The 25,512-nt window shown below is 64.6% G+C and carries 28 protein-coding genes and 2 pseudogenes; 14 read left to right on the forward strand and 16 right to left on the reverse strand.

Going from position 1 to position 25,512, the window contains the following annotated elements:
• Positions 1 to 128: 128 nt before the first annotated feature.
• Positions 129 to 1,025, reverse strand: coding sequence for an oxygen-dependent coproporphyrinogen oxidase (hemF, locus tag BB934_RS18290; RefSeq protein ID WP_099510911.1), 897 nt, complete (start codon positions 1,023 to 1,025; stop codon positions 129 to 131).
• Positions 1,022 to 1,513 (reverse strand): tRNA (cytidine(34)-2'-O)-methyltransferase, encoded by a 492-nt coding sequence (locus BB934_RS18295; protein WP_099513003.1) that lies wholly within the window; start codon positions 1,511 to 1,513, stop codon positions 1,022 to 1,024. Before BB934_RS18295 ends, hemF begins: the two co-directional genes overlap by 4 nt.
• A 304-nt stretch (positions 1,514 to 1,817) precedes the next feature.
• Between BB934_RS18295 and petA the strand changes: the two genes are divergently transcribed.
• From petA to BB934_RS18315, 4 genes are all read left to right on the forward strand, one after another.
• Positions 1,818 to 2,381: a ubiquinol-cytochrome c reductase iron-sulfur subunit gene (gene petA, locus BB934_RS18300; protein ID WP_099510912.1), complete on the forward strand. Its 564-nt coding sequence runs from the start codon at positions 1,818 to 1,820 to the stop codon at positions 2,379 to 2,381.
• A gap of 25 nt (positions 2,382 to 2,406) precedes the next feature.
• Positions 2,407 to 3,687, forward strand: a complete 1,281-nt coding sequence (locus BB934_RS18305; RefSeq protein ID WP_099510913.1) for a cytochrome b — start codon at positions 2,407 to 2,409, stop codon at positions 3,685 to 3,687.
• A 24-nt stretch (positions 3,688 to 3,711) separates the two neighbouring features.
• Positions 3,712 to 4,596, forward strand: coding sequence for a cytochrome c1 (locus tag BB934_RS18310; RefSeq protein ID WP_099510914.1), 885 nt, complete (start codon positions 3,712 to 3,714; stop codon positions 4,594 to 4,596).
• Positions 4,597 to 4,664: 68 nt separating this feature from the next.
• Positions 4,665 to 5,279, forward strand: coding sequence for a 2'-5' RNA ligase family protein (locus BB934_RS18315; RefSeq protein WP_157934217.1), 615 nt, complete (start codon positions 4,665 to 4,667; stop codon positions 5,277 to 5,279).
• Here the strand turns inward: BB934_RS18315 and BB934_RS18320 are convergent, their stop codons facing one another.
• Positions 5,280 to 5,783, reverse strand: a complete 504-nt coding sequence (locus tag BB934_RS18320; RefSeq protein WP_099510916.1) for a cupin domain-containing protein — start codon at positions 5,781 to 5,783, stop codon at positions 5,280 to 5,282.
• Positions 5,784 to 5,966: 183 nt separating this feature from the next.
• Here BB934_RS18320 and BB934_RS18325 point away from each other — a divergent pair, with 183 nt between their 5' ends.
• Positions 5,967 to 6,842 (forward strand): S-methyl-5'-thioadenosine phosphorylase, encoded by an 876-nt coding sequence (locus BB934_RS18325; RefSeq protein ID WP_099510917.1) that lies wholly within the window; start codon positions 5,967 to 5,969, stop codon positions 6,840 to 6,842.
• Between the two features lie 3 nt (positions 6,843 to 6,845).
• Here the strand turns inward: BB934_RS18325 and BB934_RS18330 are convergent, their stop codons facing one another.
• Positions 6,846 to 7,037, reverse strand: coding sequence for a hypothetical protein (locus tag BB934_RS18330; RefSeq protein ID WP_099510918.1), 192 nt, complete (start codon positions 7,035 to 7,037; stop codon positions 6,846 to 6,848).
• Positions 7,038 to 7,088: 51 nt separating this feature from the next.
• Between BB934_RS18330 and BB934_RS18335 the strand changes: the two genes are divergently transcribed.
• The gene (locus BB934_RS18335; RefSeq protein ID WP_099510919.1) at positions 7,089 to 7,634 is read left to right on the forward strand and encodes an adenine phosphoribosyltransferase; all 546 of its coding nucleotides are present in this window, start codon (positions 7,089 to 7,091) and stop codon (positions 7,632 to 7,634) included.
• 162 nt (positions 7,635 to 7,796) lie between these two features.
• Here the strand turns inward: BB934_RS18335 and BB934_RS18340 are convergent, their stop codons facing one another.
• From BB934_RS18340 to nfi, 5 genes and pseudogenes are all read right to left on the reverse strand, one after another.
• On the reverse strand, positions 7,797 to 8,813 hold the full coding sequence (locus BB934_RS18340) for a MaoC family dehydratase (protein ID WP_099510920.1): 1,017 nt from the start codon (positions 8,811 to 8,813) through the stop codon (positions 7,797 to 7,799).
• Positions 8,814 to 8,912: 99 nt separating this feature from the next.
• Positions 8,913 to 11,273: a cadherin domain-containing protein gene (locus tag BB934_RS18345; protein ID WP_099510921.1), complete on the reverse strand. Its 2,361-nt coding sequence runs from the start codon at positions 11,271 to 11,273 to the stop codon at positions 8,913 to 8,915.
• Between the two features lie 21 nt (positions 11,274 to 11,294).
• Positions 11,295 to 11,375: pseudogene (locus BB934_RS50930) on the reverse strand (hypothetical protein); the annotation flags it as partial.
• Between the two features lie 220 nt (positions 11,376 to 11,595).
• Positions 11,596 to 12,621, reverse strand: coding sequence for a calcium-binding protein (locus tag BB934_RS18350; protein WP_099510922.1), 1,026 nt, complete (start codon positions 12,619 to 12,621; stop codon positions 11,596 to 11,598).
• Positions 12,622 to 12,790: 169 nt separating this feature from the next.
• On the reverse strand, positions 12,791 to 13,459 hold the full coding sequence (gene nfi / locus BB934_RS18355; protein ID WP_099510923.1) for a deoxyribonuclease V: 669 nt from the start codon (positions 13,457 to 13,459) through the stop codon (positions 12,791 to 12,793).
• Positions 13,460 to 13,679: 220 nt separating this feature from the next.
• Here nfi and BB934_RS18360 point away from each other — a divergent pair, with 220 nt between their 5' ends.
• Entirely contained in the window at positions 13,680 to 14,036 is a 357-nt protein-coding gene (locus BB934_RS18360; RefSeq protein ID WP_099510924.1) for a group III truncated hemoglobin, read from the forward strand.
• Between the two features lie 3 nt (positions 14,037 to 14,039).
• Here BB934_RS18360 and BB934_RS47145 read toward each other — a convergent pair whose 3' ends face one another.
• The 4 genes from BB934_RS47145 to BB934_RS18375 all read right to left on the reverse strand — a co-directional run bounded on the left by BB934_RS47145 (position 14,040) and on the right by BB934_RS18375 (position 16,725).
• Positions 14,040 to 14,192 (reverse strand): hypothetical protein, encoded by a 153-nt coding sequence (locus BB934_RS47145; RefSeq protein ID WP_157934218.1) that lies wholly within the window; start codon positions 14,190 to 14,192, stop codon positions 14,040 to 14,042.
• Positions 14,193 to 14,266: 74 nt separating this feature from the next.
• Positions 14,267 to 15,364 carry a redox-regulated ATPase YchF gene (ychF, locus tag BB934_RS18365; protein WP_099510925.1) on the reverse strand — a complete coding sequence of 366 codons (1,098 nt, stop codon included), beginning with the start codon at positions 15,362 to 15,364 and terminating at the stop codon, positions 14,267 to 14,269.
• Positions 15,365 to 15,409: 45 nt separating this feature from the next.
• Positions 15,410 to 16,021 (reverse strand): aminoacyl-tRNA hydrolase, encoded by a 612-nt coding sequence (gene pth, locus BB934_RS18370; protein ID WP_099510926.1) that lies wholly within the window; start codon positions 16,019 to 16,021, stop codon positions 15,410 to 15,412.
• Between the two features lie 86 nt (positions 16,022 to 16,107).
• Positions 16,108 to 16,725 carry a 50S ribosomal protein L25/general stress protein Ctc gene (locus BB934_RS18375; protein ID WP_099513005.1) on the reverse strand — a complete coding sequence of 206 codons (618 nt, stop codon included), beginning with the start codon at positions 16,723 to 16,725 and terminating at the stop codon, positions 16,108 to 16,110.
• Between the two features lie 273 nt (positions 16,726 to 16,998).
• Between BB934_RS18375 and BB934_RS18380 the strand changes: the two genes are divergently transcribed.
• From BB934_RS18380 to BB934_RS18390, 3 genes and pseudogenes are all read left to right on the forward strand, one after another.
• Positions 16,999 to 17,820, forward strand: a complete 822-nt coding sequence (locus BB934_RS18380; protein WP_099510927.1) for a class I SAM-dependent methyltransferase — start codon at positions 16,999 to 17,001, stop codon at positions 17,818 to 17,820.
• A 215-nt stretch (positions 17,821 to 18,035) separates the two neighbouring features.
• A pseudogene (locus BB934_RS50935) lies at positions 18,036 to 18,167 on the forward strand (helix-turn-helix domain-containing protein); the annotation flags it as partial.
• 134 nt (positions 18,168 to 18,301) lie between these two features.
• Positions 18,302 to 19,045: an IS630 family transposase gene (locus BB934_RS18390; protein ID WP_237050034.1), complete on the forward strand. Its 744-nt coding sequence runs from the start codon at positions 18,302 to 18,304 to the stop codon at positions 19,043 to 19,045.
• Here BB934_RS18390 and BB934_RS18395 read toward each other — a convergent pair.
• From BB934_RS18395 to BB934_RS18405, 3 genes are all read right to left on the reverse strand, one after another.
• A complete protein-coding gene (locus BB934_RS18395) occupies positions 19,042 to 19,974 on the reverse strand; it encodes a ribose-phosphate pyrophosphokinase (RefSeq protein WP_099510929.1) in 933 nt (310 codons plus the stop codon). The genes BB934_RS18390 and BB934_RS18395 overlap by 4 nt on opposite strands.
• 154 nt (positions 19,975 to 20,128) lie before the next feature.
• Positions 20,129 to 20,650 carry a hypothetical protein gene (locus BB934_RS18400; protein ID WP_099510930.1) on the reverse strand — a complete coding sequence of 174 codons (522 nt, stop codon included), beginning with the start codon at positions 20,648 to 20,650 and terminating at the stop codon, positions 20,129 to 20,131.
• A 63-nt stretch (positions 20,651 to 20,713) separates the two neighbouring features.
• Complete coding sequence (locus BB934_RS18405; RefSeq protein WP_099510931.1) at positions 20,714 to 21,874, reverse strand: benzoate/H(+) symporter BenE family transporter; 1,161 nt, start codon at positions 21,872 to 21,874, stop codon at positions 20,714 to 20,716.
• A gap of 107 nt (positions 21,875 to 21,981) precedes the next feature.
• Between BB934_RS18405 and uvrC the strand changes: the two genes are divergently transcribed.
• From uvrC to BB934_RS18425, 4 genes are all read left to right on the forward strand, one after another.
• Positions 21,982 to 23,988 carry an excinuclease ABC subunit UvrC gene (gene uvrC, locus BB934_RS18410; protein ID WP_099510932.1) on the forward strand — a complete coding sequence of 669 codons (2,007 nt, stop codon included), beginning with the start codon at positions 21,982 to 21,984 and terminating at the stop codon, positions 23,986 to 23,988.
• 138 nt (positions 23,989 to 24,126) lie between these two features.
• Positions 24,127 to 24,723 (forward strand): CDP-diacylglycerol--glycerol-3-phosphate 3-phosphatidyltransferase, encoded by a 597-nt coding sequence (gene pgsA, locus BB934_RS18415; RefSeq protein ID WP_099510933.1) that lies wholly within the window; start codon positions 24,127 to 24,129, stop codon positions 24,721 to 24,723.
• 5 nt (positions 24,724 to 24,728) lie between these two features.
• Entirely contained in the window at positions 24,729 to 24,980 is a 252-nt protein-coding gene (moaD, locus tag BB934_RS18420; RefSeq protein ID WP_099510934.1) for a molybdopterin converting factor subunit 1, read from the forward strand.
• A 23-nt stretch (positions 24,981 to 25,003) separates the two neighbouring features.
• On the forward strand, positions 25,004 to 25,462 hold the full coding sequence (locus tag BB934_RS18425; RefSeq protein ID WP_099510935.1) for a molybdenum cofactor biosynthesis protein MoaE: 459 nt from the start codon (positions 25,004 to 25,006) through the stop codon (positions 25,460 to 25,462).
• The last annotated feature ends 50 nt before the right edge of the window (positions 25,463 to 25,512 follow it).

Raw genomic sequence — 25,512 nt, forward strand, 5'->3', positions numbered from 1 at the left:
TACGAAGCACAGCGCTCCGGCTTTCCGACCCCCACCCTTAATCCCTCCCCGCAAGGGGGAGGGAAGAGCGTGCTCTTTCTGCACACGATCCCAGGTTCCGCTGCGCTTCGTCCGGGATGAAGTTTCGATCAAGGCCACCGCACCGTCGGCGGCATGGAGGAGAGGATCGAGGCGATGTTGCCGCCGGTCTTCAGGCCGAAGATCGTGCCCCGGTCGTAGAGCAGGTTGAACTCCACGTAGCGCCCGCGCCGCACCTGCTGCTCGATGCGATCCTCGTCAGTCCAGGCTTTCGCGACATTGCGGCGGACGATCTCGGGATAGATCTCGAGGAAGGCCTCGCCGACGCTGCGGGTAAAGGCGAAGTCCTCGTCCGGGTCTCCGGTCCAGTGATAGTCGTAGAAGATGCCGCCGATGCCGCGGGGCTCGTTGCGGTGCTTGAGCAGGAAATACTCATCGCACCACTTTTTGTATTTCTCGTAGGAGCCTTCCGGCGCATGGGCGCCGCAGGCCTCCTCCATCGCCCGGTGGAAGGCGACGGTGTCCGGATCGTCCTGCGTCCGGCGCCGGTCGAGAACGGGGGTGAGGTCGGCGCCGCCGCCGAACCACGGCTTCGTGGTCACCACGAAGCGGGTGTTCATGTGCACCGTTGGAACGTTCGGGTTCCAGGGATGGGCGATGAGCGAGAGGCCGCCGGCCCAGAAGCGCGGGTCTTGGTCCGAACCGGGAATCTGGCCGCGGAATTCCGGCGCGAACTCGCCGTGGACCGTCGAGACATGCACGCCCACCTTCTCGAACACGCGGCCGCGCATCATCGACATGACGCCGCCGCCGCCGGGAGCGCCGCCATGGTCCCTGCGCTCCCACGGCGTGCGTTCGAAGCGGCCCGGTTCGGACGCCTCCGGGGGGAGCGGGGACACGACCTCGTCCTCCAGCGTCTCGAAGGCGGCGCAGATCCGGTCGCGCAGGAGCGCGAACCAGATGGGAGCCTCTGTCTGCAGGCGCTCGACGGCGTTCGTATCGGTCATGATGTCGTCTCGGATTCCGTGGGACCGGGATTGGGAAAAGCGTTCGTCTGCCGCAATGCCTCGCCGAGGATCATGGCGGCGGTCACGGCGACGTTCAGGGATCGCATGCCGGCCTGCATCGGCACCACGACCCTGGCATCGGCGGCCTGGTGGACCTCATCCGGCACGCCGGCGGATTCCCGTCCGACCAGGACGATGTCGTCCGCGCGGTATGCGAAATCGGCATAAGGAATGGCGCCCCTGGTGGTGGCGAGGATCAGCCGCCCGCCCGCCTCACGGCGCCACGCCTCGAAGGCGCGCCAGGAGATGTGCCGCGCGATCGTCGCGTGGTGGAGATAATCCATGCCGGAACGGCGCAGGTTGCGGTCCGACACGTCGAAGGCCGCAGGTTCGATGATCTCCACCGGCACGCCGAGGCAGGCGGACAGGCGCAGCATGGTGCCGGTGTTCTGCGGGATGTCCGGCTGGTAGATGGCGAGGCGGGGCATGCGATCCGTCATCGGGGGAAGAACGGCCTCCGTCAAGGGTGGCTTGCAAGGGCGGCTTGCGGGGGTCGGATTGCGAGGCGGAGCTTGGCCGCGCAGGGACCGGCGGCATTTTGAGCCACAGGCTGGAACAACTCCAATCCGGCTATGGACAGGCGGGCTTGGCCGTGCCAAACAGCCACCGCGCGGCGACTCCCAGTCGCATTGCGCGCGCTTCGGCGCGCATGCTTGTTCCATTATGGACCTCGTGTGCCGAATGCCTGGGTTCCCAAGGTATTGCCGATGCGCGGTTCTCGTTTTTTGATCAATGCTGGAGAGCCAAGTGGCCGAGACCACCACTCATGTCGCTGAGCCGACACGGCGCGATTTCCTTTACATCGCCACGGGCGCGGCCGCCGCTGTCGGCGGAGCCACCCTCGTATGGCCCTTCGTCCAGTCCCTGGCGCCCGATGCGGCGACGGTGGCTGCCGGCGCTCCTGTCGAGGTCGACCTCTCTCCCATCGCCGAAGGGCAGATCGTGAAGGTCTTCTGGCGCGGCAAGCTGATCTTCGTTCGCCACCGCACGGCCGAGGAGATCAAGGCGGCCGAGGACGTGAACGTCTCCTCCCTGCGCGATCCGCAGGCCGACTCGGCCCGCGTCAAGGAAGGCCATGCCCAGTGGCTCATCGTTTACGGAAACTGCACCCATCTCGGCTGCGTCCCGCTCGGCCAGCAGGGCGAGTATCACGGCTGGTTCTGCCCGTGCCACGGCTCGGTGTTCGATACCTCCGGCCGCGTCCGCGGCGGCCCGGCGCCGATCAATCTGCCGATCCCGCCCTATACCTTCTCGTCCGACACGAAGATCGTGATCGGCCAAGAAGCCACGGCGTAACCTAAGCGACGATCAGGCGATATCCATGAGCCAGCATTCCACAACCTATGTTCCCAAGAGCGCCTTCGGTCGGTGGTTCGAAAGCCGTCTGCCGATCGCGGGCCTCGTCCATTCCTCGTTCATCGCCTTCCCGGTGCCGCGGAACCTGACCTATTTCTGGACCTTCGGCGCCATCCTGGCGGTCATGCTCGTCTCGCAGATCGTGACCGGCGTGTTCCTGGCCATGTACTACACGCCGAATGCCGCGATGGCCTTCCAGTCCGTCGAGCACATCATGCGCGACGTGAACTACGGCTGGCTGCTTCGCTACCTGCACGCCAACGGCGCGTCGATGTTCTTCGTCGCCGTCTACATCCACATCTTCCGGAACTTCTATTACGGCTCCTACAAGGCGCCGCGCGAGGTTCTCTACATCCTCGGCGTGATCATCTTCCTTCTGATGATGGCCACCGCCTTCATGGGTTACGTGCTTCCCTGGGGCCAGATGAGCTTCTGGGGCGCCACCGTGATCACGAACCTGTTCTCGGCGATCCCGCTCGTCGGCGACACCATCGTCAGCTACCTCTGGGGCGGCTATTCGGTGGGCAACCCGACGCTCAACCGCTTCTTCTCGCTGCACTACCTGCTGCCCTTCATGATCGTGGGCGTCGTCGCCCTGCACATCTGGGCGCTCCACGTGCCGGGCCAGAACAACCCGACCGGCATTCCGATCAAGTCGGGCAAGGACGCGGTTCCGTTCACGCCCTATGCGACGATCAAGGACATCTTCGCCGTCGTCGTGTTCATGCTGTTCTTCGCCTATTGGGTGTTCTACATGCCGAACTATCTCGGCCATGCGGACAACTACATCCCGGCGAACCCGGCCGTGACGCCCTCGCACATCGTGCCTGAATGGTACTTCCTGCCGTTCTACGCGATCCTGCGCGCCATTCCCGACAAGCTCGGCGGCGTCATCGCCATGGGCGCGGCCATCGTGATCTGGTGCTTCATGCCCTGGCTCGACACCTCGAAGGTGCGCTCCACGGCCTATCGCCCGCTCTACAAGCAGTTCTTCTGGGTCTTCGTGGCCGTCTGCGTCGTGCTCGGCTGGCTCGGCTCCCGCCCGGCCGAGGGCTGGTACGTGATCGCCTCCCAGATCTGCACGGTCTACTACTTCGCCCACTTCCTGATCGTCCTGCCGGTGCTCGGCTTCGTCGAGCGTCCGCTGCCGCTGCCGAATTCGATCCTCGAATCCGTGATGGGCGTGCAGAAGGTTGGGGCTGGTGTGCCGGCTGGCGTCAATGCCGAGCCGCATTCCAAGGGCTGATGCGAGGGTAGGGGAAACAGAACAATGATGAAGCGTACTCTTCTCATCGCAGCCGCAATCCTCGGCTTGGCCGCTCCGGCCTTCGCTGCCGGCGAGACCCCGGTCCCGCCGCAGCTCAAGTGGAGCTTCCAGGGGCCGTTCGGCAAATTCGACCGGGCCCAGCTCCAGCGCGGCTTCAAGGTCTACCGGGAGGTCTGCGCCTCCTGCCACGGCCTGAGCTACGTCGCCTTCCGCAATCTGCACCAGCCCGGCGGCCCGGAATTCTCCGAGGCCCAGGTCCGCGCCCTGGCGGCGGAGTACAAGATCCAGGACGGCCCGAACGACGCCGGCGACATGTTCGAGCGTGCCGGCCGCCCGGCCGATCACTTCCCGTCGCCGTTCCCGAACGAGAACGCGGCTGCGGCGGCGAACGGCGGAAAGGCCCCGCCGGATCTCTCGCTGATGGCCAAGGCCCGCACCTACGAGCGCGGCTTCCCGTGGTTCATCACCGACGTGTTCCGTCAATACTCGGAAAACGGCGCGGATTACATCACCGCGCTCCTCCACGGCTACGAGGAGCCCCCGCAGGGCTTCACGGTGCCCACCGGCGGCCACTACAACCACTATTATCCAGGCCACGTGATCGCGATGCCGAAGCCGCTCAGCGACGGCCAGGTCGAGTATCCGAAGAACGAGGCCGGTCAGCCTCAGGTGCCCGAGACGGTCGAGCAGTATGCCAAGGACGTGACGGGCTTCCTCATGTGGGCGGCGGAGCCGCATCTCGAGGCCCGCAAGCGCCTGGGCTTCCAGGTCATGCTGTTCCTGTTCGTGCTCGCGGGCCTGCTCTACTTCACCAAGAAGAAGGTCTGGGCCCGGGTGGGCGGCGAGGTCGACGGCCACGCCACGCCTCCGATGACCCACAATCCTTAAGCAGATCAAGGCCCCGCTTCGGGGCCTTTTTCTTTTGGCGCGACAACCAGGGGAGCGTGTTTGTCCCGGTGACCATGTTGCAGACGATCGCCGACGAGATCTGGGGCCGGCCCTGCCTCGCCTATCACGTCCAGCCCAGCCTGGAGCCCGAGGCCCGTGACGCCTTCGAGGCGGTGCAGCGGGCCTTCGCCGCGCTCTGTCCGGAACCCCTGCATGTCGGGCCGAAGCATGGGCTGCACGTCACCATCTATCCGCTGCTGACGGTATGGGGAGACTACGACAAGGACGCGTACTGGCAGCAGATCGCCGGACGAACTCAAGGCATCCTCGATGACCTCTGCACCGGCCATCGGCCTCTGGAGCTGCGTTTCTCCGGCCTCAAGGTGACCAACACCGCCATCATCGCGACGGCGACCGAGGAAAGCGGCCTGATCGCGGCGATCCGGGAGAGGATCGTCCGCGACATTCCCCCGCCGCCGGGCCAAAAGCCGATCATCTACGACCTGATCCACTCGACCCTGGCGCGCTATCGGACGAAAGCCTCCATCCCGGATGATGTCGTTGCATGCATCGAGTGCCTGCCCGTCTCCATCACCGCACCCGTGAGGCGGATCAGGCTCGTCCGCGAGACGCTCTTTCCCTGCCTCGCGACGGACGAACTCGCCTCCTTTCCGCTCGGCTGATCACTCCGGTCGGCGCGGCTTGCCGTCATGCGGGCCGAGCGAGCGCGCCGGCGCATCGTCCCACCAGTCGGTGCGATGGGCACGCAGCTCCCGATTGACCGGATAGACGATCCGGTTCTCGTCCTTGTTCGCCTCGCCGACGACCAGGAGCCGGACGGGCTCGTCGGTGTTGTTCAGGAAGCTGTGCGCGATCCCGGTTCCGGCCGGAAAGCCGACCCCGTCGCCGGGGGCAAGGCGGAAGAGTTCGCCGTCGATCCAGACATCGGGCGCGCCTTCGATCACGTAGACGAATTCCTCCTCTGAGCTTTCCGCATGCGGATACGAGGTGCGCCGGCCCGGCGGCAGCAATTCGTGATGAATACCGAGCTTCGTCAGGCCGAGGGCCTCGGAGAAGGGGGAGTTGATGCTTCGCAACTCCTTCGTGCCGCGAAAGACCGCGGTGCCGTCGCCCTGGAGCTCCTTGTAATGACGGATGAAGGAGGGGCGTTGGGCCTGCTGGGACATGGGCGATCTGCCTTTCCAAGGATGACGAAAGAGATCTATATGCCGCGCGTCCGCGGTCCGGCCACCCATTTCCCCGGACAGACCCGGCCGCGGGACAAATCGAGTGGCTGTGAGGGGCGGGCTTGGGGCCGGGCCCGCCCTCGGCTATGACAGAGGCGGAGAGCCTAACAGGGTGGGGACACGATGACGAAGGCGGTTCTGGGCATCATCGGCGGGTCGGGCGTCTACGACCTGCCCGGACTCGAGGACATGCGCGAGGAGCGGATCGAATCCCCCTGGGGCGAGCCCTCCGACGTGCTGCGCATCGGGCGCATCGGCGAGACCCGGATCGCCTTCCTGCCCCGCCATGGGCGCGGGCACCGCCTGTCTCCCTCCGACATCGACTACCGCGCCAATATCGACGTGATGAAGCGGGCAGGCGTGACCGACCTGATCTCCGTTTCGGCCTGCGGCTCGTTCAGGGACGAATATTATCCCGGCTTCTTCGTGCTGGTGGACCAGTATGTGGACCGCACCCATGCCCGTAAGACCTCCTTCTTCGGCAAGGGCTGCGTCGCGCATGTGCCCATGGCCCATCCGGTCGGGCCGCTGCTGCGGCAGCGCATCGCGGATGCTGCGGTGGCGGAGAAGATCCCGTTTGCGCTGGGCGGCACGCTGGTCTGCATCGAGGGGCCGCAATTCTCGACCTACGCCGAGTCGATGACCTACAAGAAGCTCGGCTACGACGTGATCGGCATGACCGCCATGCCCGAGGCCAAGCTCGCCCGCGAGGCCGAGATCACCTATGCCACCATCGCCATGGTGACGGATTACGATTGCTGGCACCCGGAGCACGACAATGTGGACGTCGCCTCCGTCGTCGCCGTCGCGCATCAGAACGCCGTCAAGGTCGCGCGTTTGGTGGCGCGTGTCGCGCGGGATTTCCCGGCCGAGCACGAGCCGTGCCTCGCAGGCTCGGACAGGGCGCTCGACGGCGCCATCATGACCGCGCCCTCCGCCCGCGATCCGGAGCTTCTGAAGAAGCTGGATGCGGTGGCGGGGCGGGTTCTGAAGGCCTGAGATCTAGCCCATCATCCAGCTCATGTGACCGAAGCCGAAGATCGCGCGGAAGACCCAGCCGATGAGGGCCAGGATGAAGCTCACGATGATGGCAGCCGGGATCACCGCGAGCGCAGCCTTGACGAAGAACAGAACTAGGCTTCCAAAGGGGATGTCGATGTCGCTCAGAACGGTTCGGGCGGGTTGTTCGGCCATGGCACGGCTCCTCGGATCACCTCAACCTTTTCACCTATGGCAGGCTTAAGCATGGACCAGCGTCTCCTCACCGACCTGAAGGCGTCGATCCGCTCGATTCCGGATTATCCGAAGCCCGGCATCGTGTTCCGGGACATCACGACGCTGCTCGGCGACGCGCGGGCGTTCCGGCGGGCGGTGGACGAGCTCGTTCATCCCTTCGCCGGCGGGCGCATCGACAAGGTGGCCGGGATCGAGGCGCGCGGTTTCATTCTCGGTGGCGCGGTGGCGCACCAGCTCTCCGCCGGCTTCGTGCCGATCCGCAAGAAGGGCAAGCTGCCCCACGAGACGGTGCGGATCGTCTATTCGCTGGAATACGGCGTCGACGAGATGGAGATCCATACCGATGCCATCGGCCAGGGCGAGCGGGTGATCCTGGTGGACGACCTGATCGCTACCGGCGGCACGGCGGTGGCGGCGACCCAGCTCCTGCGTCAGATCGGAGCCAACATCGTCGCCGCCTGCTTCATCATCGACCTGCCCGACCTCGGCGGCGCCCAGAAATTACGCGATATCGGCGTCGACGTGCGCAGCCTCGTGAGCTTCGAGGGGCATTGACGGTATCACTGTCATCCCGGGGCCGCACAGCGGAGCCCGGGATCCATAACCGCTAACGATATAGGAAAGGGTGTGACGCCACTCGCTCTTTCCTGGTCTGTCGTGTCTATGGATTCCGGGCTCGGCCTCCGGCCGCCCCGGAATGACAGTCGAGCGGTGAGCTCAGGCCCGCCTTTCCCAGAAGACCATGCCATCGAAGGCAAAGACCTCCTCGCCATGCTGGTTCGTGCCGGTGTTGTGGTGGAACACCAGGCCCCAGCCGGGGCGGGAGGCGGAGGCGCGCTTGGCGGTGACGGTCGAGCGGTAGGCGATGGTATCGCCCGCATAGACGGGCTTGAGCCACTTCAGATTGGAGAAGCCGGGGGAGGGGCCGAGCCGGGCCGGCCGCTCGCCGCGGGCGAGCGCATCGGTGCGGGTGCGGTCGCGGTAGCCCACCATCCGCTTCATCCAGACGCTCGCCGTATGCCAGCCCGAGGCGCAGAGCGCCCCGAACAGGCTGCTCTTCGCGGCCTCCGCATCCACATGGAAGGGCTGCGGGTCGAACTGCCTGGCGAAGCCGACAATGTCCTCCGGCGTGAAGGTGTGGGAGCCCAGCTCCTCCGTCTCGCCGATGACGAGATCCTCGAAAAAGGGATTGGCGGAGACCGGCGGGATTCCCCGCCCGGATGCGGCTGCGGGACGCGACTTCGCGGCGGCGTTGGGAACGCTGCTGCTTTCGCCCGAAACGGGCTCGGCTTCCCGGGTGGCGAACATCACCCAGTTCGTCTGGCCCAGCACCTTCTCGTCGGCCTGGTTGACCATGTCGAAATGGAAGCGCACGAGGCCGAGAGAGGGCCTGCTCTTGGAAATTCTGCTGTCCAGGACCGTCATATGCGAGCGCAGGGTGTCGCCGGGCCTGACGGGCTTCACCCACTTCACCTCCTCGATTCCCGGCGCGCCCATGGCGAAGGAATCGAGAAGCAGCCCGTCGGCGACGAGACGCATGTTGAGACTGCAGGAGTGCCATCCGGAGGCGATCAGCGTGCCGATGAAGCTGTCCCTGGCGGCGATCTCGTCCACATGGAAGGGCTGGGCGTCATATTCCCGCGCGAAGGCCACGATGTCGTCCTTCGAGACCGTAAGAGGCCCGAGGGTCTGGGTCAGGCCGGTCGGAAAATCTTCGAACGTGCGCATGGGCATCCCCTTATTGGAGCCTGCCCTAGCACAACGGGCCTCCCGTTGGGAGATCCGTCGCGGTATTCCAGGTTTGTGTTCCGTGCTGCCCTGGCGGGCCGTCGGTTAGAGCACGAACCAGCCCTTGCTGAGGTCGATGGCGCCCTTGAGCTTGATCACGGCCTCGGCCGCCTTGTCGCTGTCGGTGTTGAGATAGACGAAGGTCTCCTTCTTGGTCTTCTCGTAGCGGACCTGACCGGCCTTGGTGAACGCTTCCTTGCCGATGAACGAGAACTTCTGGTCGCCCTTCTTCTTGGTGTCGGCATCGATCAGCTTGAGGTCGATCCGGTCGCCCTCCTTGCCCTTGAAGTCGGTGATGGTGTCCGCCTTGCTCTTCGACGAGCCCGTCTCCCTGTCGTCGAAGACGAACACGTCCCGCCCCCTGCCGCCGGTGAGCGTATCCTGCCCCAAGCCGCCGATGAGCCGGTCGTTGCCGTCGCCGGCGCTGAGCAGGTCGTTGCCCGCTCCGCCCGTCAGCCAGTCGTTGCCCGCGTCGCCATTCAGGCGGTCGTGGCCCGCGGCACCGTCCAGCGTGTCGTCGCCGGCAGCGCCCGAGAACGTGTCGCGCCCGTTCCCGCCGAGGATGCGGTCGCCGGCGCCGTTGCCGTTAGCGCTTTCATCCGTGACGTCGCGAACGGTGATGGAGAGCGTTCGGGAGATCGACGCTCCGGCGCCGTCGGTCACCTTTACGGTGATGCTGTGCGAGGTCGCCTGCTCGTAGTCGAGACGAACCCCGTCCTTGACCTTGAGCTCGCCGGTGGCTGCATCGATTTCGAAGCGGCCGCCGGCATCGTCGGTGAGCGCGAAGCTGTGGCTATCTCCTGCCGCGTCATCGGCGGTGAACGTCCCGATCACCTTGCCGAGGCCGCTGTTCTCGTCCACGACGTCCTTGTCGATACGGATCCCCGTGGGCGCCGGGTTCGTTAGGTTCTGTGCAGTGACAGAGCCGTCCTTGAACGTGAAGATCTCCACGTTGAGAACCGTGTCGGCGCCGTCGCCGCCGGCGCCGCGCTTGTCCTCGAGGATGAAAGAGCCATCTCCTCTGCGCTCGATCGTGTAGTCCGACCGGTTGCCGGTGAAGACCACCTCGTCATTGCCACCGCCGCCGTTGATTGCGTTGGAGCGGCTGTTGCCGTAGATCCTGTTGCCGAGATTGTTGCCGGTGATGTCGCTGACTTCCTCCTCCTCGTCGGCCCGCAGAATTTCGACATCGACATCGTCCGCAAGCGTGAAGGCGGAGCCACGGATGACGACCGTGTCCGTGCCCTTGCCGAGGAGCTCTTTAATGGTTTCCCCAAGGTCATAGACAAAATAGGTATCGTCGCCGTCGCCGCCGTCGAGCGTATCCTGTCCCCCGGCACCGTCGAGTTGGTTTGCCACGGCGTTGCCGGTGATGACATTGGCTCGGGAGTTGCCGGTTGCATGTACGGCAGTTCCGAGAAGGGTCAGATTTTCGAAATTGCCATATAGATCTTCGTCAGCGAAGCTGAAATCGATCGTGGACTCGACAGTGTCTGTTCCTTGGTTCTCACCTTCGCTTACCGTGTCTGCCGCATTGTCAACGACATAGGTATCATCACCGCCGAGGCCTAGCATGAAATCTGCGCCGCCCTTGCCGTCGAGGCGGTTGGAGCCTGCATTACCAATGATCCGCTGAGCAAAGCCATTGCCCGTCAGGTCGAGGTCCTTTTCTAGAGACGACTGAGCCGCCTCAAGCTGCTCGATGACCTGGTTATCCTGCAGGATGAAGGATTCACGGGCGCGAACTATGTCGTCACCGTTCGCGTGGCCCTCGATCAACTCATCGTCGCTGTCGACATAGTAGACGTCGTTGCCCACGCCACCTTGGAGCGTGTCACGTCCTCCATTTCCATCGAGCATGTTGGCGCGTGCATTGCCAAGGAGAAGCTGAGCGAAGGAATTTCCTGTCAGGTCGAGTGCATCCACTTCGGTACGAATTTCCTCGATCTGCTGGCCTCCCGCCAGGGTAAAGGATGTGCTTGCGTAGAGCTTGTCGTAACCGCCATCTTCGCCCTCGACGATGACGTCGTCGCTGTCGGCGTAGTAGACATCGTTGCCCGCGCCGCCCACGAGTGAGTCTACGCCCTCTGCGCCGCGCAATAGATCGTTTCCGCCGCCGCCAATCAGAGTATCGTCGCCCTGATAGCCGACGATGGTATCGTTTCCATCACCGCCGTCGAGACGGTTGTCGCCTGCGTTTCCAGATAGCGCATTGGCGAATGAGTTTCCGGTAAGATTGATGGAAGTATTCTCTGTGGCTGCGATGAGAAGTTCAACTCCGACACCTTCCGCAAGCACATATGAGGCGCTTGCGAGAATGCTGTCCAAGCCTGCGCCCTCCGCCTCGAGGATAACGTCGTCTTCATCGTCGACGGAGTAGGTGTCGTCGCCACCGCCGCCTTCCAACGTGTCGGCGCCTCCGGCCCCGTCGAGAAAATTGTCTTCTGCATTGCCGGTGATGATATTGGCGAGGTTGTTTCCGGTGCCGTGAGTTGCGTTGCCTGTCAGGGGTCAAGTTCTCCACGTCGGCCCCGAGAGTGTAGGTCATCGAAGATTTGACCGTATCCGTACCTCCGTCCTCTGCTTCGACGACAATGTCGGCTCCGTCCAAAGCATCCAGAACATAGGTATCGTTCCCGCTGCCGCCGTCGAGCGTGTCGATACCTTCACCACCGGTGAGCGTATCGGCCCCTGCGTCGCCATACAGGTGATCATCATCCGCATCGCCTTAGATATGATCGTTGCCGCCGCTGCCGTAGATCGTGTCGTTGCCGCCGCCGCCATAGATCGTATCCGCATCGAAGGTGCCGAAAAGCGTGTCTGCGCCGGAGGTGCCGTTGATAGGCCCCGTAGCAATCGGTGCCGCGATCACTTGATCGGCGAATTTTATGAACTCGATGTTGGTGATTAAAGCAGCATCCCGTCTAAAGGTCTGATTGCTCACATTCCAATAGCCATTGCCGGCATAAACGATGTCGTAGTCGGCCATGTCGAAGAGGAACTCTGCCGTATCGATGCCCGAACCGCCATCGAGCGTGTCTACTCCGGAATCCCAAGGATCTATCACAGGAAATTCGTTTCCGCGTAACGTATCGTTGCCTTCCCCACCCAGCAAATGGTTCGCAAATCGATCACCAATGAAATGATCGTCGTGAGCAGACCCGATCAGTCCTTCGACACCGTAGAACCGGTCGCCGTATGCCTCTCCGGTGTTTTGATCCGGCCAGCCACCAAGGGACACAAACAGGCCTGTGCTGGCAGCCGCATAGGAGACGTAGTCAAAGCCTTCGTCTCCCGAGAACCAGTCGCCGCCGGCACCAGTACCTCCGATCAGGGTGTCATTACCACCCCTGCCATTGAGGTCATCAGTATCGGAATCGACACCTATGATGATGTCTCCTTGATCGGACCCGATCTGGACGCACCAAGTTTCGCCGTTCATAAGGTGCGCAAACGCGTCAAAGCCACCGCTCTGCAACTCTTCGATCGATCGGGTGATGTCGGGGTCGGTTTCGTCCCAGGATCTTACGATGCGTGCCAATGCTGTATCGGTCTGCCGATTTGTGACCGAAACCTCGGTGATGGCCGGATTATCGCTAAGCAATGCACTGCCGACGTAAACAACGCTGCACTGAATGCCGTTGATCGTCTTATTCACGGTAAACAAAGTGTCTGATGCCGACAGGATTGTGTATTGTCCCGTGAAGACTTCTTCCCAGGAAAATGCATTTGTATAAAGAAAGGACCGCGCCATCTCATGGCTCCTTGTGAAATAGCATTTCTTTCCTCCATCTCTCGCCAAGGGCCTGCGCACGACAACTCTCTAAACAGAGAGGTTTGGTGACGAGCGTCACTTTTGCGCAGGTTTACGGCGCTCGAGGGCGTGGAATGGAGGCGGGAAACGGGGCGGTGCGTGTCGGCGCTTATGGCTGGAATTCACCCGCCGCGTTGTGTGCCAGGCGGATCGGCTCGGGCAGGCGGTACTTTGGCGAGCAGCGCAGGACGAGCTCGGCCGCTGTCGGGATGTCGGCGAGGTGGCCGGGGGAGATGAACATGGGGTTCTTGGCGGTGCGGGTGCGAAGCGCCACGCCGATCACCTCCTTGCGGTCGATCAGCGGAGCGGCGGAGCCCTTCTCCTCACCGAGATCCTTGTAGCGCCCGCACAGCAGTGTCTTGCCGCAGCCGATGGTGGGGCGGTCCAGCCACAGGCCCATATGGCTGGCGATGCCGATGCGGCGAGGGTGCGCGATGCCCATGCCGTCGAAGAGGAAGACGTCGGGTTCGGATTTCAGCTTCTCGAAAGCCTCTTCGAGCACGGGGCCCTCACGGAAGCTCAAGAGGCCGGGCACGTAGGGGAAGGGCGTCGGGCGCTGCGCCAGCACGGTCTCGACCGGCAGGAAGCCGGGATAGGTGACCACCACGATCGCCGCCTGCGATTGCTCGTTCTTCACGCTCACGTCGACGCCGGCGACGAGCTTGACCGCACCGAGGTCAATGGGCCGGTCGGAGACGACCTCGGTCCTCAGCTGCTGCTGCAGGGCGATGGCCTCGGAGGGGGAGAGGTCCCAGCGGTGTCGGTGGTGAAGCTGCATGGCGGGGTATCGGGACTGACCAGGGCTCAACGCTCTGGCTTCGAGAACGATCCGTCTTGATCTGGATCATAGTCTTGGTGTCTTTTGTCCGTTAAGGACATGCCGCGCGCGATGGGGGCGGTGCCCCGTTCCGCCGCCGAAGAGGAGTTCCGTTCTTGGCTTACCCTGCCACAGGCCGCAGCATTCCGCTCATCAGCCCGGCCGAGGGCGTGTCGAGGAGATGATCCGGCAGCTCGTGGAAACCTTCTACGACCGGGTGATCCGCGATCCGGAGCTCGGGCCGATCTTCCACAAGGAGCTGTCCGGCCGCTGGAGCATGCACCTGAAGCTGATGGTGGATTTCTGGTCGTCGGTCGCCCTGCGCACCGGCCGCTACAGCGGCAAGCCCCAGGCGGCCCATTTCGGCCTGCCCCTCACGCCCGAGCTTTTTGCCCGCTGGCTGGCGCTGTTCGAGGAGACGGCCCGCGAGATCTTCGAGCCGGATGTGGCGGCTTTCTTCGCGGATCGGGCGCAGCGCATCGCGGAGAGCCTGCAGATCGGCCTCGGGATCGGACCGAAGGCGCTGCGGCTTCCTTGAGCCCTACCTTTCCCACCATTCGAGCTTGTCGCTGCCGCCTTTCGGCAGCAGGGACGAGATGCCGATCATGAGAAAGCCGCAGGCGACGAGCACGCCGACGAAGAATTCGGCATTGCCGAGACCGGGAGAGACGAAAGAATCGAAAAAATCCTGCATGGGTCGCAACCTCCATGCAGGCTTTTTGGCAGAGCGGCCCTGAACGGACGAGAAAGCGTACGTTCAGGAAACTGTCAGGTATTGAACCGGAAGTGCATCACGTCGCCGTCCTGCACCGTGTACTCCTTGCCCTCCAGCCGCAGCTTGCCTGCATCGCGCGCGCCGGCCTCGCCCTTGAGCGAGGTGTAATCGACATAGGCGATGGTCTCGGCGCGGATGAAGCCCTTCTCGAAATCCGTATGGATCACGCCGGCGGCCCCGGGCGCCTTGGTGCCCTTGGTGATCGTCCAGGCGCGGGCTTCCTTGGGGCCGACGGTAAAATAGGTGATGAGGCCGAGCAGCTCGTAGCCGGCGCGGATCACGCGGTTGAGGCCGGGCTCCTCGAGGCCGACCGCCTCGAGATAATCCGCCTGCTCGTCGGGCGGCAGAACGGCGATCTCGCTCTCGATCTTGGCCGAGACGACGACGGCCTTGGCATCCTCTTCCTTCGCGCGCTCGAAGACCTTGGCGGAGAAGGCGTTGCCCTTGTCGGCGGAGGCTTCCTCGACATTGCAAACGTAGAGGACGGGCTTCGACGAGAGCAGGCCGAGCATCTGGAACAGGCGCTCCTCCTCGACCTTGCGCTCGACCAGGCGGGCGGGCTTGCCCTCGCGCAGCAGGGGCAGGGTGCGGTTGACGAGGTCGAGGGTTTCCTTGGCCTCCTTGTCGTTGCCCTTTGCCTTCTTCTCGAGCGTGGTGACGCGCTTCTCGAGACTGTCGAGGTCGGCCAGCATCAGCTCGGTCTCGATGGTCTCGATATCGGCGATCGGGTCGATCTTGCCTTCGACGTGGGTGATATCCGTGTCCTCGAAGCAGCGCACCACATGGGCGATGGCATCGACCTCGCGGATATTGGCGAGGAACTGGTTGCCGAGACCTTCGCCGCGGGACGCGCCGCGCACCAGGCCGGCGATGTCGACGAAGGTGAGGCGGGTCGGGATGATCTGCGCCGAGCTGGCAATGCCCGCGAGCTGGTCGAGCCGCTCGTCCGGCACCGCCACGTCGCCCACATTGGGCTCGATGGTGCAGAACGGGTAGTTCGCGGCCTGCGCGGCAGCCGTCTGCGTCAAAGCGTTGAAGAGGGTGGACTTGCCCACGTTCGGCAGGCCGACGATGCCCATCTTGAAGCCCATGGCCTCACTCCTTGCATAGCCGGCGTTGCCGGCATGGTTCTTGAACTAGGTGGCCTTTTCTCCAGGCCGTTTCACGTCCGTCCAGCCTCTCGCCTCCATGGCGAGGTGGACCTTGTTCTGAAAACTCCCGTCCTCAGCCTTGGCGAGGAGGGCGGCGCTGTCCGCGATGGCCCGGCACAGGTCTTCGACCCAGGCCTCTTCGCTCTTTCCGAAATCGCCGAGCACATGGTTCTGCACCAGCGCCTTGTGACCGGGGTGGCCGATGCCGAGGCGCACGCGGCGATACTCGTTGCCGCAATGGGCCGAGATCGAGCGCAGGCCGTTATGGCCGGCATTGCCGCCGCCGATCTTCACGCGCAGCTTGGCCGGCGGCAGATCGAGCTCGTCGTAGAAAACCGTCACGTCGTGCAGCGGGATCTTGAAGAAGTTCTGCGCTTCGCCCACCGCCTGCCCGGACAGGTTCATATAGGTCTGCGGCTTGATCAGCAGAACCTTTTCGCCGCCGATCACCGCATCGGCCGCCTCCGCATGGAAGCGCTTGCGCCACGGGCCCGCGTTGTGCACGCGCGCGATCTCGTCCACGGCCATGAAACCGATATTGTGGCGGTTCCGGGCGTAGCGGGATCCGGGATTGCCGAGGCCGACGAAGAGGCGCATCGCTTGGTCCTGCTCATAAGAAACGCTCCGGCCTTGCGGTCGGAGCGTCGAAGCCGATCGATGGGCTTGAACGCCCTGTCGAGCCGTTAGGCCGCGGCGGTGCCTTCGGCAGCAGCCGGGGCCGCATCCTCTTCCGTCAGGCCGGTCGGAGCCACGACCGTGACGAGGGTCATGTTCTCGGTCGAGGTCGCCTTCGCGCCCTTCGGCAGCGTGATGTCGTTCAGGTGAACGGAATCGCCGATGTTGAGGCCATCGACCGAAGCCTCGATGTAGTCCGGGATCGCGTCGGACGGAACGAGAAGCTCCACCGAGTGCTCGACGATCTGGAGCGCGCCGCCGCGCTTCACGCCCGGGCTCTTCTCCTGGCCGACCACGTGGACCGGCACCACGACCTTGATCGCCTGACCCTGCGCGAGGCGCAGGAAGTCGACATGGACGGGGAAGTCCCTGACCGGGTCGAGCTGGTAGTCGCGCGGAATGGCGCGGACCGACTGGCCGTCGACGTCGATCTCGAAGATCGTGGTCAGGAAGTGACCGGCGAAGATCAGCTGCTTGGTCTGGTTGAAGTCGAGGGCGATCGCCTGGGCCGGCTGGCCGGCTCCGTAGATGACGGCGGGTACTTGGCCTTGGCGACGAACGGCCCGGGCGGCCCCCTTGCCGGCCCGGTCGCGCGCCACGGCCTTGATTTGCTTTACTTCGCTCATGGTCGTGGTCCTTTGAAGTGGGATGAAAAACCGATGGCCGCCAAGGTTCAAAAACCTACCGGCGGCCATGAGGTCCGCGCCCGTGCCTCCAAGGGTGTCGAGCGGGCGCGAGGCGGCTTATAGAGAAGTACCACCCGGAATGCAACAAGTTGGCCCCGCCGTCCGGGCGGCTGCGAAGAGGGGGCGGCTAAGCCGAGAGGCCCCGATATCGAAGGATCTTGCCTGAAACCTTGTATCGCGCAGCCTTCGATCGGGAATCGCGGAGGCGGATGCATGGGGCTCGATCGGGCTGCGCTGGAGCATGTGACCAGGATTCTGAACGCGGACCTGCCGGAGCGGCAGAAGCTCGAGCAGGCCTTGCGGGCTCTGGCCAAATGGCGCTCCCAGCTCATCGGCTCGACCCTGGTCGCACGCTCGGGCACGACGATCCAGGACGGTCCTTTCAAGGGCATGACCTACCTGGCCTCCACCTCCGAGGGCGGCATCGCGCCGAAGCTGCTGGGAGTCTACGAGAGCGTCCTGCACGACGTGTTCGCGGGGGCCCCAAGGCGGCACTATGACGCCGTTCTGAACGTCGGCTGCGCGGAGGGCTATTACGCGGTCGGCTGCGCACGCCTCCTGCCGAATGTCGACGTGCTCGCCTGGGATATCGATCCCGTGGCGCGCAGGAAATGCCTGGAGCTGGCGCGGCTGAACGGCGTCGAGGCCCGGATCGATCTTCGTGAGCGCTTCGAGGCGGGGCATGCGGGCTGCGTCCGCGACGAGCTGTCGAAACAGCTCGGACGCCAGCCGCGAGGGCTGCTGGTCATGGATTGCGAGGGTGCGGAATTCGATCTGCTCGATCCTGTGGCGGCCGATTTCCGTTGGCTCGATCTCGTGGTCGAGGTTCATCCTGCGCGGAACCGGACCGTCGAAGACCTCGCGCGGCGCTTCGAGAGCACGCATGTCGTCGAGGAGCGGCAGGCGAGAACAGTCATGCCAAGTTTGCCGGAATGGCTGGAAAAGCTCGGCCACCTCGACCAGCTGCTCGCGGTCTGGGAGTGGAGAGCCGTCCCCACCCCGTGGCTGATCATACGCTCCCGGCAGGAGGCGTAGAGCATTTTTCGGCGAAGTGGATCCGGTTCGTCGTCAAAAATGCGGCAAACCAAGAAGGAGAGATGATTCCACGCAAGTGGAAACAGCTCTAAGCAGGTTTCAGCGGGGTGGCCAACGGATGCTGTCTGTGATTCCATCTCATAGTTTGGTTCGGGATGCGGATCATGGCGGGCAAATCCCCTGTTGTCGCAAGCGCCGCGCAGCGGCGTGAGCTCATGGCTCTCAGCCACTCGCGCGATCGGGGCGAGGCGGATCGGGCGCGGGCGCTCCTGCTGACCCTGGCGGGCTGGACGAGCCCGCGGATCGCCGAGGCCTTCGGCGTGCGCGAGGATACCGTGCGGCTCTGGCGCAGCGCTTTCATGACGGGTGGGGTCGACGCGCTGCGGCGATCCGTTGCCCCGGGACCGGCACCGGTCAAGGCCGAGCGGGCGCTCGCGGTGGCCGAGGCGGTTCTGGCGGGATCGGTCGCAAATCGCCCCAACTGGACCTTGCCGCGGCTGGCCGACGAGATCGAGAAGCGCTCCGGCGTGCGCATCTCGCGCTCACGGCTCTCGGTCGTGTTGCGCCAAAAGGGGATTTCCGCTGGCGCCGGCCGCGCCATACCCTGAAGGGCCGCCAGGATGCAGACGCCGTGGACCGCGCCGGCCTGCGCCGCAAGCTCCTGAAGGCGCAGGCCGAGGCGGGCGATATCGTGCTCTTGTTCGGGGATGAATCCGAAGCGCTCACCCACCCCTATCTCGCCCATGCTTGGGCCAAGAAGGGCGCGGATCTGCGCATTCCCGCGCCCGGCCAAGCCGCCAAGGTGGCGATGCTCGGTCTGCTCGACTGGGCCCCGCGGGACCTGATCGTGCGCACCAGCCGGAGCAAGCGCAGTGCCGATTTCATCGCGCTGCTGGACCAGATCGACACGCAGTATGGCCCAACGTCCGCTCGTGCGACGAAGCCGATCGTGCTCGTCCTCGATAATGGCCCGATCCACACCAGCAAGGCGACGCGCGCCGCCCTCGCCGAGCGGGCGCCCTGGCTCACGGTCGAATGGCTGCCAAAGTACGCTCCCGAACTCAACGCCATCGAAGAGCTCTGGCGCGATCTGAAGCAGCATCATCTTGCTCACCAGACTTTCGCGGGTCCAGAGACCCTCGATGATGCCATCCACGAGGCGGTCGCGATGCTCAATTGCGAGCGAAGTCGCCATCCGTTGGCCAACCACCGAATCGCTGCTTAGTCGAACAGGCTCGACACCGAGCTTTCCGTCGCCGTGCGGCCGATGGCCTCGCCCATGAGCTGGGCGATCGAGATGACGCGGATGTTGTGGGCCACCTTCACGGCTTCGGTCGGCATGATCGAATCGGTGATCACGAGTTCCTTCAGCCGCGAGCCCGCGATGCGGGCGACTGCGCCGCCGGAGAGGACGCCGTGGGTGATGTAGGCGTAGACTTCCTTCGCGCCGTTGGCGAGGAGAGCATCGGCGGCGTTCACCAGGGTGCCGCCGGAATCGACGATGTCGTCGACGAGGATGCAGGAGCGGCCGGACACGTCGCCGATGATGTTCATCACCTCGGATTCGCCGGGGCGCTCGCGGCGCTTGTCGACGATGGCGAGCGGCGCATCGATGCGCTTGGCGAGCGCGCGGGCGCGCACCACGCCGCCGACGTCGGGCGAGACCACCATGCGGTTGCCGCCGTCGAGATGATCCTTGATGTCGCGCGCGAGCGTCGGTGCGGCGAACAGGTTATCGGTCGGAATGTCGAAGAAGCCCTGGATCTGGCCGGCATGGAGATCGAGGGTCAGAACGCGGTCGACGCCCGCATGGGCGATGATATTGGCCACCAGCTTGGCCGAGATCGGCGTGCGCGCAGCGGGCTTCCGATCCTGCCGGGCATAGCCGAAATAGGGGATCACCGCCGTGATGCGGCGGGCCGAAGCCCTGCGCAGCGCATCCGTGATGATCAGAAGCTCCATCAGGTGATCGTTCGTGGGGAACGAGGTCGACTGGATGATGAAGGTATCCTCGCCGCGCACATTCTCCTGGATCTCGACGAAGACCTCCATGTCCGCGAAGCGCCGGACCTGAGCCTTGGCCAGCGGAATGTTGAGATAGGCGGAGATGGCCTCCGCCAGCGGACGGTTGGAATTTCCCGCAACGAGCTTCATGCAAGCAACTTTGGCTTCGTGTGATCGATAACACCCGCTGCGCAATGCCATAATCCCTGCACCGCCGGGCGCAAGGCTCTTAGCAGCGATATGAAACCGTCACAATACATGGAAGGCTTCCAATGTGCTGCAAGTTTGGCGAGTTGCCATGCAATCACTGCATCGCAACGGCGGGCTCGTCGTCCGATACCTCTGCTGTTTGAATGGGAGTTTCAGGAACCGAGGACGTCTCGGACTTGGAGGCCGTCAAGAACTCGGCGATCTCGTCCATGCTGGCCTGGGCGAGCTTGGCGAGGGCGGCCTTGTCGAGATCCGAGATGGAAGAGGTCGTAATGGCGCTTGTACCCTCCAGGCGCTTGGCCCGGCGCTTCTGCGAATCGAACACGTCCCAGACATAGGCGACCTTGGTCTCGCCACCCTCCGTCGAGGTCGACAGGTAGCCGCGGACACGGTAGCGGGCGTCGGAGCTGGCGCCGACGAGTTCGACCTTGCGGTCGGTGGCAGCACTGGCCAGTTCGTCGACGAGGGCGGTGCGGATAGGAGCGGGCGCTCCGTCGATGCTCTCCAGGGCGACCGGAACGCCCTCGGGCGATCCGCCGAGCGGGCCTTGGCAGGCCGCGAGGGCTGCTGCGAGGGTCAAGGCGGCAAGCCGCCCCACGTGTTTCATCCCGGCCATGGAGGACCCCGTTCTTGTTCTTCGTCAACGAAGTCTTAAGCTTAACGGAGCTCGCCGTCCAGATCAGCCGCGATGGCGCATCCGGTCGGCCAGGACGTCGAGGCCGAGGGCGAGGAGACCTGCGACGAGGCCCCAGAAGGCGGAACCGACGCCGAAGAGCGTCAGGCCGGACGCCGTGACGGCGAGGGTCAGGACTGCCGGAAAGATTTTCGACGTGTCGGAAAGGGCGGAGCTCAAGGCACCCGCGAAGGCGCCCATGAGGGCAAGTCCTGCCACTGTCTTGATCAGCGCGGGAGGCAGCGCGGCGATCACACCGATGAGGGTCGCGCTGAATGCGGCGATCACCAGATAGCATAGGGTATAGAACGGCCCGACCATCCAGCGCTTGGCCGGGTCGGGGTGGGTGTCCGGTCCGGTGCAGATCGCTGCCGAGATCGCCGCGAGATTGCTCGTATGGGCACCGAAAAATGCCGTGATAATGGAGGCGAGGCCGGAAACGGCCAGGATGGGTCGCGACGGAGGCGTGTACCCGGATGCCCGCAGAACCGCGAAACCGGGCAGGTTTTGCGAGGCCATCGTGACCAGGAAGAGCGGAATTCCGAGCCCGATCAGGGCTGTCGGCTCCCAGGCCGGTCTGATGAAGGTGAGGGAGGACAGGCTCAGACTGGAGACGAGAGGCTGTGCCAGGCCGCCCGCGAAGGCGAGCCCCAAGCCCACGAACAGAACGGCGAGTACCGCGAAGGCGGCATTGTAGAGGCGAACGACAAGGAAAAGACCGACCAGGGGCAGGACGAGGCCGGGCGCGGCTTGAGCGCTCTCGAACACCGCCAGGACGAAGCGGATGAGAATACCCGCCAGCATCGCAGCGGCAATGGGCGTGGGAATGCGTTCGATCAGCCGTCCGAACGGCTTGATGAAAGCAGTCAGCACGATCAGCGCGCCTGCCAGAATGAACGAGCCGACCGCCGCATGAATGGAGATGCCGCTGGAGGCTGCGATCAGCGCGGCGCCGGGCGTCGACCATGCGGCAACGACGGGAATGCGATAGCGAACGCTGAGGATCCCGCTGATGGCGGCCGTCGCCAGGCACAGAGCCGCCACCCAGGACGAGGTCTGGGCCGGATCGGCGCCCACGGCCTGGGCGGCGGCGATGATGATCGCGATCGTGCTGCCGAACCCCACCAGGGCCGCCACGACGGCGGATGTGACGATCGACAGGCGCATGATCCGGCTCCCCTTGGCAGAGCTTTGCCGTTTAGACCGAACGGAAGGGCTGCGCCAGTTCGCCGGCGGCACTTTCCTCGGGACTCGCGAGCCCTTAAATCTCCCCCATGAGTCGCAACACCACCAACGACGTTCCGCCCGATATTCTGGACAATGAGGAAGACGACGAGACCGTCGCCCTCGAGAGCAGCTCGGATGTCGAGTTCGATCTGGAGGTCAATCCGGACTCGGTCCAGCGCGGCACCGAGGTCATCAAGCAGTTCTGGGCGACCCTTCCCAATGCGCCCGGCGTCTATCGCATGATCGATGGGAGGGGCGATGTCCTTTACGTCGGCAAGGCGAAAAGCCTGAAAAACCGCGTCGGGTCCTATGCGCGCGGCCAGGCACATTCGAACCGCATCGCCCGGATGATCGGCCAGACCACCTCGATGGAGTTCGTCACCACGGCGACGGAGACCGAGGCGCTGCTGCTCGAGGCCAATCTCATCAAGCAGCTCAAGCCGCGCTACAACGTGCTCCTGCGGGACGACAAGTCGCTGCCTTACATCCTGCTCACCGCCGATCACGAGGCGCCGCAGCTCGTGAAGCATCGCGGCGCGAGGAAGCGCAAGGGCGACTATTACGGTCCCTTCGCCAGCGTCTGGGCGGTCAACCGCACCATCAACGCGCTGCAGCGGGCCTTCCTGCTGCGCTCCTGCAACGACAGCTATTTCGAAAACCGCACACGGCCCTGCCTGCTGTTCCAGATCAAGCGCTGCTCAGGCCCCTGCACGCGCGAGATCCCGTCCGAGGATTACGCGGAACTCGTCTCCGAGGCGCGTGCCTTCCTTTCGGGAAAGTCCAATGCGGTCAAGCAGCGCATCACCGACGAGATGCAGAAGGCGGCCGAGGAGCTCGAGTTCGAGCGTGCCGCGCGCTGCCGCGACCGCCTGGCGGCGCTCTCGGCGATTCAGGGTGTGCAGGGCATCAATACGCAATCGGTCGAGGAGGCGGATGTCTTCGCGCTCGACGAGCAGGCGGGACAGTTCTGCGTCGAGGTGTTCTTCTTCCGCAACTGGCAGAACTGGGGCAACCGCGCCTACTTTCCCAAGGCCGACAAGTCCATGAGCCGGGAGGAAGTCCTGGGCTCGTTCCTGGCGCAATTCTACGACGACAAGCCGGCGCCCCGGCTCATCCTGCTTTCGCACGAGATCGAGGATGTGGAGCTCACGGCGGCGGCGCTCTCGACCCGCGCCGAGGCACGGGTGGAGATCCACGCACCCCAGCGCGGCGAGCGGCGCCAGCTCATCGATTATGTGCTGCGCAACGCCCGCGAGGCGCTCGGCCGGCGGCTCGCCGACACCTCCTCCCAGCAGAAGCTCCTCGTCTCGCTGGGCCAGGCCTTCGGGCTGCCGAAGGTGCCGCGGCGCGTCGAGGTCTACGACAACTCGCACATCATGGGCACGAATGCGGTCGGCGCGATGGTGGTGGCCGGGGAGGGCGGCTTCATGAAGCAGCATTACCGCACCTTCAACATGCGCTCGGAGGACCTGAAGCCCGGCGACGATTACGGCATGATGCGCGAGATGCTGCAGCGCCGCTTCGCCCGGTTGGTCAAGGAGGAGCCGAGAGCGGCCGACGGCGATGGCAGGCCGGATGGCGACGATGCGTTCCCGGCCTGGCCCGATCTGGTTCTGATCGACGGCGGCAAGGGGCAGCTGGAGGCGGCGCGCCTAGCCATGTTGGAGGTGGGCGTCGGCGAGAGCGACGTCGCCGTGATCGGCATCGCCAAGGGCCGGGATCGCGATGCCGGACGGGAGACCTTCTTCAAGCCGGGCCAGCCGCCATTCAAGCTGCCGCCGCGCGATCCGGCGCTCTATTTCGTGCAGCGCCTGCGCGACGAGGCTCACCGCTTCGCCATCGGTGCGCACCGTGCCAAGCGCAAGCGCGAGCTGGTCAAGAACCCCCTCGATGAGATCCCCGGCATCGGCCCGACCCGCAAGCGGGCGCTCCTGCACCATTTCGGCACCGTCAAGGCGATCCAGCGCGCCGCCCTGGAGGACCTGATGAAGGCGCCCGGCGTGAACGCAGCCACGGCCCGCGCGGTCTACGATTTCTTCCACGACCGGGGCTAGAATGAACGTCCGTTGCGGCCCGGTCGTTGGCGAAGGACAGGTCCATGTCACATTGCCGTGTTCGCGGAAGGGCGGCGGTGCGCAAACCGGGCCTGTCCGATTGACGGAGCAACCCTCAACATGCTTCCTGCGGGTGTTATGAAGACTGTCACCTCTATGGGCCGCTCGAAGGCTTTCAACCTTGCCAACATGCTGACCTATGGTCGGCTTGCGGCCGTGCCCGCCGTGGTCGGCCTGCTGTTCTGGCCGGAGGACCACTGGTCCCGCTGGTTCGCGCTCGCCGTGTTCGCCATCGCCGCCATCACCGACTATCTCGACGGCTATGTGGCGCGCACCTTCGCGCAGCAATCGGCCCTCGGGCGCATGCTCGACCCCATCGCCGACAAGCTTCTGGTGGCCGCGACCCTGCTCATGCTGGTGGCCGACGGCACCATCAAGGGCTGGGCCCTGTGGGCCGCCATCGTCATCCTCTGCCGCGAGATCCTGGTCTCGGGCCTGCGCGAGTTCCTGGCGGAGCTGAAGGTCAGCGTGCCGGTAAGCCGGGTCGCCAAATGGAAGACGACGCTCCAGCTCGTGGCCCTCGGCTTTCTGATCGCCGGGCCGGCGGGCGAGACGGTGCTGCCGAACAACATCCTGATCGGCACGATCCTGTTATGGATCGCCGCCATCCTGACGATCTATACCGGCTGGGACTATTTCAAGAACGGCATCCACCATCTGGTGGACGAGGGCTAGAGCCGATGAAGCTCGTCTATTTCGCCTGGGTGCGCGAGCGGATCGGCCGGACGGACGAGCAGGTGACCCTGCCGGAGGGGATCGACACGGTTGCCGACCTTGTGCGCTGGCTGAAGGGGCGGGGCGAGGAATACGACTATGCCTTCGAGAACGAGGGCGTCGTCCGGGCCGCCATCGACCATGTCCATGTCAAGCCCGATGCCCGCATCGCCGGCGCTCGTGAGGTCGCCTTCTTCCCCCCGATGACGGGAGGCTAGCTCCCATAGGGAGCGGCGATGCCATGCCAGCAACGATCCGCATCCAGGCCGAGCCCTTCGATGCCGCCGCCGAGACCGCCGCTCTGACCGCGGGGCGGGGCGATATCGGCGCTGTGGTGGCCTTCACCGGCCTGTGCCGCGACGAGGGCGGCCGGCTCGTGGCCCTCGAGCTCGAGCATTATCCCGGCATGGCCGAGGCCGAGATCGGCCGGATCGCCGCGCAGGCCGAAAGCCGCTGGCCGCTTCTCGGTCTCACCGTCATCCACCGGTTCGGCATGATCCGGCCGGGCGAGGAGATCGTGCTCGTCCTTACCGCCAGCGCCCACCGCCAAGCCGCCTTCGAGGCGGCCGCCTTCCTCATGGATTACCTGAAGACCCACGCTCCGTTCTGGAAGCGCGAGCATCTGAAGGACGGCACGAGCGGCGCCTGGGTCGAAGCGAAGGATACGGACGATCGGGCGGCGGAAAGGTGGAGCCGATAGCGCTTGACGCCGTCGCCAGACGGGATGAGCATTATCTCTGACGTGACACG

This window comes from Microvirga ossetica (assembly GCF_002741015.1).
Taxonomy (GTDB): domain Bacteria; phylum Pseudomonadota; class Alphaproteobacteria; order Rhizobiales; family Beijerinckiaceae; genus Microvirga; species Microvirga ossetica.